Origin of the sequence: Gardnerella sp. DNF01141 (assembly GCF_049244255.1) — a bacterium.
Lineage (GTDB): Bacteria > Actinomycetota > Actinomycetes > Actinomycetales > Bifidobacteriaceae > Bifidobacterium > Bifidobacterium vaginale_E.
In genome coordinates this window covers 322,210-332,921 of sequence record NZ_CP058391.1, presented here as the reverse complement: position 1 = coordinate 332,921, position 10,712 = coordinate 322,210, and the positions used below count along the sequence as shown (strand labels likewise).

General features: G+C 45.1%; 7 protein-coding genes and 1 riboswitch. Of the genes, 3 read left to right on the top strand and 4 right to left on the bottom strand.

Features of this window, described 5'->3' with window-relative positions:
* The first annotated feature begins 50 nt into the window (after positions 1–50).
* Complete coding sequence (locus tag HXT35_RS01260; RefSeq protein ID WP_004127243.1) at positions 51–587, top strand: peptidylprolyl isomerase; 537 nt, start codon at positions 51–53, stop codon at positions 585–587.
* Between the two features lie 224 nt (positions 588–811).
* On the opposite strand, the gene thiC is transcribed toward HXT35_RS01260, so the two are convergent.
* The 4 genes from thiC to HXT35_RS01240 all read right to left on the bottom strand — a co-directional run bounded on the left by thiC (position 812) and on the right by HXT35_RS01240 (position 6,164).
* On the bottom strand, positions 812–3,472 hold the full coding sequence (gene thiC, locus HXT35_RS01255; RefSeq protein WP_004127246.1) for a phosphomethylpyrimidine synthase ThiC: 2,661 nt from the start codon (positions 3,470–3,472) through the stop codon (positions 812–814).
* A riboswitch (TPP riboswitch) is annotated at positions 3,470–3,573 on the bottom strand. It overlaps the preceding gene by 3 nt.
* A 119-nt stretch (positions 3,574–3,692) precedes the next feature.
* Positions 3,693–4,373 (bottom strand): methionine ABC transporter permease, encoded by a 681-nt coding sequence (locus HXT35_RS01250; protein ID WP_004127249.1) that lies wholly within the window; start codon positions 4,371–4,373, stop codon positions 3,693–3,695.
* Between the two features lies 1 nt (position 4,374).
* The gene (locus HXT35_RS01245) at positions 4,375–5,175 is read right to left on the bottom strand and encodes a methionine ABC transporter ATP-binding protein (protein WP_004137385.1); all 801 of its coding nucleotides are present in this window, start codon (positions 5,173–5,175) and stop codon (positions 4,375–4,377) included.
* Between the two features lie 155 nt (positions 5,176–5,330).
* The gene (locus HXT35_RS01240; RefSeq protein ID WP_019261068.1) at positions 5,331–6,164 is read right to left on the bottom strand and encodes a MetQ/NlpA family ABC transporter substrate-binding protein; all 834 of its coding nucleotides are present in this window, start codon (positions 6,162–6,164) and stop codon (positions 5,331–5,333) included.
* A gap of 275 nt (positions 6,165–6,439) precedes the next feature.
* Here HXT35_RS01240 and HXT35_RS01235 point away from each other — a divergent pair, with 275 nt between their 5' ends.
* Together HXT35_RS01235 and pflB are read left to right on the top strand one after the other, a co-directional pair.
* Positions 6,440–8,137 carry an NAD+ synthase gene (locus HXT35_RS01235; protein WP_421788191.1) on the top strand — a complete coding sequence of 566 codons (1,698 nt, stop codon included), beginning with the start codon at positions 6,440–6,442 and terminating at the stop codon, positions 8,135–8,137.
* 117 nt (positions 8,138–8,254) lie between these two features.
* Positions 8,255–10,630 (top strand): formate C-acetyltransferase, encoded by a 2,376-nt coding sequence (pflB, locus tag HXT35_RS01230; RefSeq protein ID WP_004137380.1) that lies wholly within the window; start codon positions 8,255–8,257, stop codon positions 10,628–10,630.
* Positions 10,631–10,712: the final 82 nt, after the last annotated feature.

Sequence of the window (10,712 nt, the reverse complement as noted above, 5' to 3'; positions counted from 1 at the left end):
TTTATTTAACACGAATTGAAACAGTCACGAAAATATGGGAGAATTGCCACATGACTACAGTTATTATGCATACTTCTGAAGGCGATATTAAAATCAACCTGTTTGATACCAAAGCGCCTGAAACCGTCAAAAATTTCGTTGGCTTAGCTACCGGTGAGCGCGAGTGGCTTGACCCATTCAGTGGAAAACCTTCGCATGAGCCATTTTACGATGGTTTAACTTTCCACCGCATTATTAAGGAATTTATGATTCAGGGTGGATGCCCACTTGGTAACGGAACCGGTGGACCTGGCTACGAGTTTGACGATGAAATTGACGCATCCTTGAAGTTCAACAAGCCTTATTTACTCGCTATGGCAAATGCTGGAAAGCGTCGCGGTCGTGACGGTCGTTTGCATGGCACTAACGGCTCGCAGTTCTTCATCACAACCGTTCCAACTCCATGGCTTGACGGTCATCATACAATTTTCGGCGAAGTCGCTGACGATGAATCGAAGGCCGTTGTTAATAAGCTCGAGTCGGTGGCAACCGATCGCTCTGATGCTCCTCTTGAGCCTGTTGGCATTATTTCTATTGAAGTTTTGTGAAGTTTAAGCTGGTAAATAAATCAGCAATAAAAAAGCGAGCTTTATAGTTAAGCCATGCAAGATTCCTTGCAAAACCTAGCTATAAAACTCGCTTCGGTTGTTCAACCTTCTTCTGTTATGCATTATCCATTGTAGGTATTTTATTCATTACTTTAAAAAGTAATTCGTGCGCTGTAAGCTCACATAAGCTTGCCTACAGCGCTTAAGTTCGCGCTTATTATCGCTTATTCTTTAACACTTTGGTAAAGCGACGAGCCAGATTCCTGGAACTTCTTGCTCATCTCTTTCATGCCGTCAGCAATAGCCTGGTTTCGAGCTTCTTCAACAAGCTGCTCCTGCTGTGCAGCTCCACCAAAGCGCTTACGAATATTTTGCGAAATAGCCATCGAGCAGAACTTTGGTCCGCACATCGAGCAGAAATGCGCCATTTTTGCTGGTTCTGCAGGAAGCGTATCGTCGTGGAAGGCGATTGCGGTATCTGGATCGTAGCTTAAGTTGAACTGATCCAACCAGCGGAACTCAAAACGAGCCTTACTAATAGCGTTGTCGCGATCCATAGCATGTGGATGATGCTTAGCAAGATCAGCCGCATGGCAAGCAATCTTGTACGCAATTACGCCCTGCTTCACGTCATCCTTGTTAGGCAATCCCAAATGTTCCTTAGGGGTTACGTAGCAAAGCATTGCCGTGCCGTAGCGCGCAATTTCTACGCCACCAATTGCTGAAGTAATGTGATCGTAGCCTGGGGCAGTGTCGGTAGTCAAAGGACCAAGCGTATAGAATGGAGCATTCTGGCAAATCGCCTTCTCCATTTCAATATTCATGCGCACAGTGTCGAATGGTACGTGGCCAGGGCCTTCAATCATCACTTGCACATCATGCTGCCAAGCAATCTTAGTAAGCTCGCCAAGTGTCATAAGTTCGGAAAGCTGAGCCGCATCGTTAGCGTCAGCCAAGCTACCTGGACGCAAACCGTCGCCCAAAGAGAATGCAACATCGTACTTTGCAAAAATCTCACACAATTCTTCAAAGTGCGTGTACAAGAAGCTTTCTTGATGATGCTGTAAGCACCATTCAGCCATAATCGAGCCGCCTCGAGAAACAATGCCGGTTACGCGGTTTGCAGTAAGCGGCACGTAGCGAAGAAGCACGCCAGCGTGAATAGTCATGTAGTCAACGCCCTGCTCGCACTGCTCAATAACAGTGTCGCGGAAAAGCTCCCAGCTTAGCTTAGAAGCGTCATCCTCAACCTTTTCCAAAGCCTGGTACATTGGCACAGTGCCGATCGGCACAGGGGAGTTGCGCAAAATCCATTCGCGCGTCGTGTGAATATCGTTACCGGTGGAAAGATCCATAACGGTATCCGCACCCCACTTCGTTGCCCACGTAAGCTTTTCAACTTCTTCGTCAATAGAAGAAGTTACGGCAGAATTGCCCATGTTTGCGTTGAGCTTAGTTAAGAAGCGTGAGCCAATAATCATAGGCTCTGCCTCAGGATGGTTAATATTGCAAGGAATTACAGCGCGTCCTGCTGCAAGTTCGGAGCGAACAAGCTCTACGTCGCAATTTTCGCGTGTTGCAACGTACTGCATTTCTGGGGTTATGATTCCGTGGCGAGCGTACCACATTTGCGTAATCGGATGATCCGCGCCCTTCATTGGCTTATGAGTGCGACCACGCCATTCTTTAGAAGCCTTACCGCGTTTAATTGCGCGCTTTCCGTCGTCTTGAAGATTACGCCTGCGACCCTCATATTCCACAACGTCACCACGGTCACGAATCCAGTCAAGGCGAAGCGGAGCCAAGCCTTCCTTAGGATCGCACTTTGGACCTTCAGTATTGTAATCCTTAAAAGGCGGATTAGGGCCAACGCCAGGAGTGTCCGAAAGCTTAATCTCAGTGTATGGAACTTCCAAATCGTAAGAACCGTACTCGTATTCAAAATGAACTGGAGTAGTTTTGCGAATATGAGCCTTGTCTCGCTGAGTGCATCCGCGTGATGCAATATCTACGCGCTGCTGCTTAGCTAACTTTGCTGCTTCTTTTGCTTCTTTAGCGTTAATAAAAGTTGGTTTCTTTTCTGCAGTTTCGTTAGATTCGGAGTTTGAAGCTTTTTCGTCAACAACTACGCGCTTAGCGTAGCCGTGCTTGCTTTCTTGGCGCACCGACTTCCAGCTTTCAACAAAATCATGCATTGTTGATTCTGGAGTTTGCGAAGCATAAATCGGTTCTGTAACGAAGAAGCCTGCAGCTTTTGTGCGAGCAATCATAGATACGTCTTCAAGCTGAGTTCTTCCGCCAACCAAAACTGGGAAATCGCTTGCGGAGCAAATCGTATTAATTTTTGCTTCGTCCAGCGTTGTGTGATTTGCTTCCAGTTCGTAAGAGGCAGTAGAGTTTTCTTGCCCCTCTTCTGGGTTTCGCATTGCTTTTACGCAAATGTAGTCAATGCAACCATCTGGAAGCTCGTTAATAACCTTAACTAAGCTTTCTGTTTCAACTGTTAAACCAATAACAGCATCCTCGCCAAGCAAAGCGCGCGCCTCTCTAGGTTCCATGTCGCTTTGAGCTAAGTGAACGCCGTCAACTTTAATGCTTTGATTTCTAGCCTGCCAAGCAACATCAACTCGCTCGTCAATAACAAAAGTTACTGAATCACACTTGTTATTGTCTTCAATAATTTGCGCAATATCTCGAGCAATAGTTGTGATTTCTTTTGCGCTTTCATCGTTTGCGTGCAAACGAATCAACGTTGCTCCTGCGCGCAAAGCATCATCAACAATATCGGTAAGCGGACGATTATTACAAGCTTTTGGGTCTGCAATAAAGCAGGCGGTGAGATTGAACTGATCACGCATTGAGGCGTATGGATAATTCGAGGTCATACTAAAATCGTTGCTCCCTACGTTGTATTAACTAAACAGGTTCGAAGGGTTAGGTTTTGCCTATCTCAGCCTTCTAAAAGAAAGCACCCCTGCAAATGTCGAATTATCAGCCATTTTACACGATTACATGCACTTTTTATTAAAGGCATGTTGCGAAGACTTTGTTTTTGTAAAGTTTTCACAACATGCCTTAGTTTTACAAAGTTATAGTTTGTAAGTTTTAGCGCTCGTGGTGATTTATAGTGCGTGAAATAAAATCTCCCAAGCTTTGCACAATCTGCACAAGAATAATGCAGAGCACCACGGCAACCGTCATAACATCGTACTGGTAGCGCTGGTAGCCGTAACGTATTGCAATATCTCCAAGTCCGCCAGCTCCAACTGTTCCAGCCATTGCACTAAAACCAAAAAGCGTTATGAATGTAAGAGCAGCGCCGCGAATAAGCGAAGGCAAAGCTTCCCAAAGCAGCACTTTGCACACAATTTGAAGTTTGCTTGCTCCAAAGCTTTGTGCAGCCTCAATTAAGCTTCCGTCAACTTCTGCCAAAGACTGTTCAACAATTCGCGCCACAAACGGAGCTGCTGTAATAACAAGCGGCACAATAGCGCCTGGAACTCCAAGAGATGTGCCAACAAGTAGGCGAGTGAACGGAATTAAAGCAACAAGAAGAATAATAAACGGCACTGAGCGCACAATATTAACAATCCAGCCAATAACAGCGCTTAAAGTTGCGTTTGGGCAAATGCCCTTTTTGTCCGAAATAATAAGCAGCACACCAATTGGAAGGCCAATTGCATAAGCTAAAAGTGTTGCAACAGAAGTCATTACTAAAGTATCTTGCACGCCTTCAATTAGTAAATCGCCATAGTTATCAATAAATTGTGTAGCAGTTTCTAGCATTTTACTTCACCTCGCCTGCAAGTGTGTAGTTTTCGGTAAAACTCTTCTTATTTCTATGATTTTCTACTTTGTCGTCTGCAATAAGCGTGCGCAAAATATCGCTTTGTGGATTTGCGAAAAGTTCTGCAGTATCTCCTAATTCCACAATATTTCCGCCGTCAATCATTGCCACACGGTCGCAAATATTTCTAGCAACTGCCAACGAGTGCGTAATAATAACGAGTGTTACGTTAAGCTCGCGGTTAATTCGGCGCAATAAGTCAAGTATTTGAGCTGTTGTAGTGGAGTCGAGTGCGCTTGTAGCTTCGTCGCAAAGCATAATCGAAGGATTATTTGCCAAGGCTCGAGCGATTGCTACGCGCTGCTGTTGCCCGCCGGAAAGCTGGCTAGGGTAGCGGTCTGCAAGATTTTGCAAGCCAACTAAGTCAAGCAAATAGTGTGCGCGCTCTTCACGTTCTTTTTTTGGAGTGTGATTTAGTTCAAGCGGAAAAGTTACGTTTCGCAATACTGTTCGCTGCTGGAAAAGACTAAAGTTTTGGAAAATCATTCCAATATTCGCGCGAACTTTAGCAAGCTCTTTATCTTTTACTTCGCTAATATCGTTGCCGTCAATTATAACTTTTCCGGAAGTTGGTCTTTCAAGCAGATTCATGCAGCGCACTAATGAAGATTTACCGGCACCAGAAGAGCCAAGTATTCCGAATACTTCGCCAGATTCAATGGTGAGATTAATATCGTGCAATGCTTCATGCGCTTCGCTACCTTTTCCGTAGCTTTTATGAAGATGTTCAATCTGAATCATGCTTATTCCCTAACAGCTTATTATTCTTAGGATACTTTAGGTAAGTTCAATACTTAACTAAAATATCTACACTACGTATATTACAAACTAAAAAATACTAAAAATACTGCCGCAAAGCACACACCTTGCGGCAGTATGTGGCTACTTGTTATTCTTTAGAAAACTGGAAGCACAGCGCCCTTATAATTCTTGGTAATATAATCGCGAACCGCACTTGTTTTCAAAGCTTTAATCAAGGCTTTAATCTTAGCCAGCTTTTCTGAACCCTTCTTTACAACAATAATGTTTTCGTAAGTTTTAGCGGCAATGCCACCAACTTTTTCGGAAGTAAGAGGATCCTTAGTTGGGTTAAAACCAGCCTGAATAGCGTAGTTTCCGTTCATTGCAGCAAGATCAACATCCTTAATAGCTGTTGGAACTGCAGACGGGTCAAGCTCTTTGAACTTCAAATTCTTAGGATTGCTCGTAATGTCGTTAACTGTTGATTTTACATCCTTTGGATTCTTCAACTTAAGCAAGCCGGCATCCTGAAGAAGCAGAAGTGCGCGGGCCTCATTAGAAGGATCGTTTGGAACTGCAATAGTAGCGCCGTTAGCTAAATCCTTAATGGTTTTTGTCTTTCCCGGGTAAAGTCCAAATGGCTCAAAATGGATTCCTGCAATTGAAATCAGATGCGAGCCCTTTTCCTTATTGTAGTTGTCCAAGTATGGAAGATGCTGATAGTAGTTTGCGTCAACTTCGCCTTCTTCGGTTGCAGCATTTGGCTGAACGTAGTCGGTGAATTCCTTAACAACAAGCTTGTAACCTTCTTTTTTCAAAATTGGTTTCACAACATTGTTAAGAATTTCAGCATGTGGTGTTGGCGTTGCTGCTACGGTAATGGTTTTGTCGTTGCCGTTTGCGCCTTTAGCGCTTCCGCATCCGCTTAAAGCAAAAGTTGCGAGCGCTGCGAGTGCTGTGAGCGATGCAATAACCTTAATCCTGCGCATATTTCCTTCTCCTTGGTTGTGGTTTTGTTTACCTGTTTGTTTGTTGTTTTTGTTGTTGTTTGTTTTTATTTTTCTTTTATTTTGTTTTTACGTTTCTCCCCTTCGCGAGTAACGAGTTCTCAATATAGGCCAGAAAAATCAAGAATTCTACAATTTGCTTATTAGTAATATTTATGACGTGTTACTAATCCGCATGCTTACGGCATGTGCGGGGAAAAAATAAGTTTTTCAACACGTCGCTTACTTGCGTAACGCATGCTATTAAACTAGGAAATATGAGTTTTTTGCGATTGGCATTAGCGCAGATAGATACCTGCGTTGGAAACATTGATAGCAATGTTGAAAAAGTAGTGAAATACGCAACTTGCGCCGCAAATAATGGTGCGAATATGGTTGTGTTTCCAGAAATGACATTAACCGGATATCCGATTGAAGATCTTGCTTTAAGAGGAACTTTCCGTGCTGCCGCGCAAAAAGCTGCAGATTCGCTTGCTAAAAAACTTGCGGAAGAAGGCTTGGGGGAGCTTTACGTAGTAGTTGGCACTGTTGGTTTCGACGAGTCTGCCGGAAAGCCTCGTAACCGTCTGCTTGTGCTGCACGAAGGCGAGTCAGTGCTTAAGTACGATAAGCATTTTTTGCCCAATTACGGCGTTTTTGACGAGTTTCGTATTTTCTCTTCCGGAAATAAGTGCGAAATTTTGCAGATTAATAATATGCGCCTTGGTTTTGCTATTTGTGAAGACATTTGGCAAGATGGCGGACCTGTTGCGCGCTTGGCGGAACTTGGTATTGATGCGCTTGTAACAATGAACGGCTCTCCTTACGAGGAAGGTAAAACTCATGTGCGCTTGAACTTGGCTAAAAAGCGGGCTGCGGAAGTTCATGCTCCGGTTGTGTACGTGAATCAGGTTGGTGGCCAAGACGATTTAGTATTTGACGGCGGAAGTTTTGTTGTTGATCTAGACGGAACTTTGCTCGAGCGATCGCCAATGTTTGCCGAAGACTTGTCTTTTATTGATTTTGACACTTCGCTTTCTTCTCAAAAATCTTCTAGTATTGCTCCAAAACTGGATTCAGACGAAGAAGTTTACAGCGCTTGCGTTCTTGGTCTTCGCGACTACATGCGTAAGAATGGTTTTAAAGGCGTGTGTTTAGGTCTTTCTGGCGGTATTGATTCAGCTTTAGTTGCAACTATGGCTGCGGACGCGTGTGGCGGCGAAAACGTTCACGGAATTTCCATGCCGAGCATGTATTCTTCTGACGGTTCTAAAGATGATGCTTGCGATTTAGCTGAGCGCATTGGAGCGCACTACGACGTGCAGCCGATTGAGCCGCTTTTTAAAGCTTTCCAATCGCAACTTTCCTTGCAAGGTGTTGCTGCAGAAAACTTGCAGGCTCGCGTTCGTGGAGTAATCGTAATGGCTTACTCAAATTCTCTCGGCGTGTTGGCGCTCGCAACTGGCAATAAATCAGAGCTTGCTTGCGGATACTCAACAATTTACGGAGATGCGGTAGGCGGGTATGCTCCTATTAAAGATTTGCTAAAAACGCGTGTTTGGGCTCTTTCTCGCTGGCGAAATCGTGCAGCTAAAGCCGGAGTAGGCGTTGGCATGCTAAAAATTGTTGGTTTTGAGGATGCTAAAAAGAAAGATACTCCTAAAGACGGCATTTTGATTCCAGTAAACTCTATTGTTAAGCCGCCTAGCGCGGAGCTTCGTCCGGGGCAAAAAGATTCCGATTCTTTGCCAGAATACGAGCTTCTTGACCGTGTTTTACAAGCCCATATTGAGCATGCTCACGGAAGAGCTGATTTGCTTGCCGACGGTTTTGACTCTCATACGGTAGATACGGTTATGCGTTTGGTAGATCGCGCAGAGTGGAAGCGCAGGCAGTATCCGTTGGGTCCAAAAGTAAGCGCTATTGCTTTTGGTAGGGATCGCAGAATGCCTGTTACAACCGCTTTTCGCGAATAAAATGTGACATATCTCACTAGATTTCTTGCAAAACTCCTCGCGCACTCTTCTACGCATGCCTTAATATTGTTATTAAGACAGCGTGAAGGTGCGCTGCATTACAAAAGGAGCTTAAAAATGACATCGGTTGATGCTTCCGTTCTCAACGAAGAGGATCTTCGCACCAAAGCTTGGGACGGTTTTGAAAGTGGCAACTGGCAGAAAGATATTGACGTTCGTGACTTCATTTTGAAGAACTATACGCCATATGAAGGCGACGAAAGCTTCTTGGCTAATGCCACAGAAAAAACGAAGCACATGTGGAAGTATCTTGACGACAATTACTTGGCTGTTGAGCGTGAGCGTCGCGTATACGATGTTGAAACTCATATTCCTGCAGGAATTGACGCAATGCCAGCAGGCTACATTGAAAGCCCAGAAGTAGATAACGTAATCGTAGGTCTTCAAACTGATGAGCCTTGCAAGCGCGCTATGATGCCAAACGGTGGTTGGCGAATGGTTGAGCAGGCTATTAAGGAAGCTGGTAAGGAAGTAGATCCTCAAATTAAGAAGATCTTTACCGTTTACCGCAAGACGCATAACGATGGCGTGTTTGGTGTTTACACCAAGAATATTAAGATTGCTCGCCACAACAAGATTCTAACCGGTTTGCCAGATGCTTACGGCCGTGGCCGTATTATTGGCGATTATCGTCGCGTGGCTTTGTACGGCGTGAACATGCTTATTGAGTTCAAGAAGCGTGATAAGGATTCGATTCCATACCGCAACGATTTTACCGAGACTGAAATTGAGCATTGGATTCGCTTCCGCGAAGAGCATGACGAGCAGATTAAGGCTTTGAAGCAGCTTATTAACTTGGGTAACGAGTACGGTTTGGATTTGACTCGTCCAGCTCAAACCGCTAAGGAAGCTGTTCAGTGGACTTACATGGGCTACCTTGCTTCTGTTAAGAGCCAGGATGGCGCTGCAATGAGCTTCGGCCGCGTTTCCGCATTCTTCGATTGCTACTTTGAGCGCGATTTGAAGGCCGGTTTAATTAACGAAACCGATGCTCAGGAAATTATTGATGCTCTTGTTATGAAGCTTCGTATTGTGCGCTTCTTGCGTACTAAGGATTACGACGCAATCTTCTCGGGAGATCCTTACTGGGCAACTTGGTCCGATGCAGGCTTTAGCGAGGATGGTCGCACTTTCGTAACCAAGACTTCCTTCCGTCTGCTCAACACTTTGACTCTTGAGCATCTTGGACCAGGGCCAGAACCAAACATCACCATTTTCTGGGATCCAAAGCTTCCAGAAGCCTACAAGCGTTTCTGCGCACGAATCTCTATTGACACTTCTGCAATCCAGTACGAGTCAGATAAAGACATTCGTGAGCACTGGGGTGACGATGCTGCTATTGCTTGCTGCGTTTCGCCAATGCGCGTTGGTAAGCAAATGCAGTTCTTTGCAGCCCGCGTGAACTCCGCTAAAGCTTTGCTTTACGCTATTAACGGTGGCCGCGATGAAATGACCGGCATGCAGGTTATTGACAAGGGCGTTATTGAACCAATTCGTCCAGAAGCTGACGGCACTCTCGACTATGAGAAAGTCAAGGCCAACTACGAGAAGGCTTTGGAATGGCTTTCCGAGACTTATATTGAGGCTTTGAACATAATCCACTACATGCACGATAAGTACGCTTACGAGTCCATTGAAATGGCTTTGCATGATAGGGAAGTCTACCGTACGCTTGGCTGCGGTATGTCCGGCTTGTCTATTGCAGCGGATTCTTTGGCTGCCTTGAAGTATGCAAAGGTTTACCCAATCTACAACAAGGATGCTAAGAATACTGAAGGCCACGAGTACGAGTACATCGAAGGCGCAGACGACGATTTGGTGGTCGGCTACAAGACGGTTGGCGAATTCCCAATCTACGGTAACGACGATGATCGCGCCGACGACTTGGCAAAGTGGGTTGTAAGCACAGTTATGGGCCAGGTGAAGCGTTTGCCTGTGTATAGAAACGCCGTGCCGACACAATCAATTTTGACAATTACTTCTAACGTTGAATACGGCAAAAACACCGGTTCTTTCCCATCTGGACACAAAAAAGGCACGCCGTACGCACCAGGAGCAAACCCAGAAAATGGAATGGATTCTCACGGAATGCTTCCATCTATGTTTTCTGTTGGTAAGATTGATTATGACGATGCCCTCGATGGCATCTCACTGACCAACACCATTACTCCTGATGGTTTAGGTCGAGATGAAAGTGAGAGGATTGATAACTTGGTCGGCATTCTGGATGCTGGCAACGGTCACGGACTGTATCACGCAAACATTAACGTGTTGCGTAAGGAACAGCTCGAGGATGCAGTTGAACATCCAGAAAAGTACCCGCATTTGACGGTGCGAGTTTCTGGCTACGCAGTGAACTTCGTGAAGCTCACTAAGGAACAGCAGCTCGACGTTATTTCTCGTACGTTCCATCAAGGATCAGTCTCTGACTGACTCATCTAATCTATGAGCGCCGGGAGCGAGCTTAGCTTCGCTCCCGGTTTACTTATTTGCACAACGGTTAGACGCAAGTTTA

Coding starts and splice junctions, on each gene's coding strand:
- HXT35_RS01260 (WP_004127243.1), top strand. CDS start 51: ATGACTACAGTTATTATGCATACTTCTGAAGGCGATATTAAAATCAAC.
- thiC (WP_004127246.1), bottom strand. CDS start 3,472: ATGACCTCGAATTATCCATACGCCTCAATGCGTGATCAGTTCAATCTC.
- HXT35_RS01250 (WP_004127249.1), bottom strand. CDS start 4,373: ATGCTAGAAACTGCTACACAATTTATTGATAACTATGGCGATTTACTA.
- HXT35_RS01245 (WP_004137385.1), bottom strand. CDS start 5,175: ATGATTCAGATTGAACATCTTCATAAAAGCTACGGAAAAGGTAGCGAA.
- HXT35_RS01240 (WP_019261068.1), bottom strand. CDS start 6,164: ATGCGCAGGATTAAGGTTATTGCATCGCTCACAGCACTCGCAGCGCTC.
- HXT35_RS01235 (WP_421788191.1), top strand. CDS start 6,440: ATGAGTTTTTTGCGATTGGCATTAGCGCAGATAGATACCTGCGTTGGA.
- pflB (WP_004137380.1), top strand. CDS start 8,255: ATGACATCGGTTGATGCTTCCGTTCTCAACGAAGAGGATCTTCGCACC.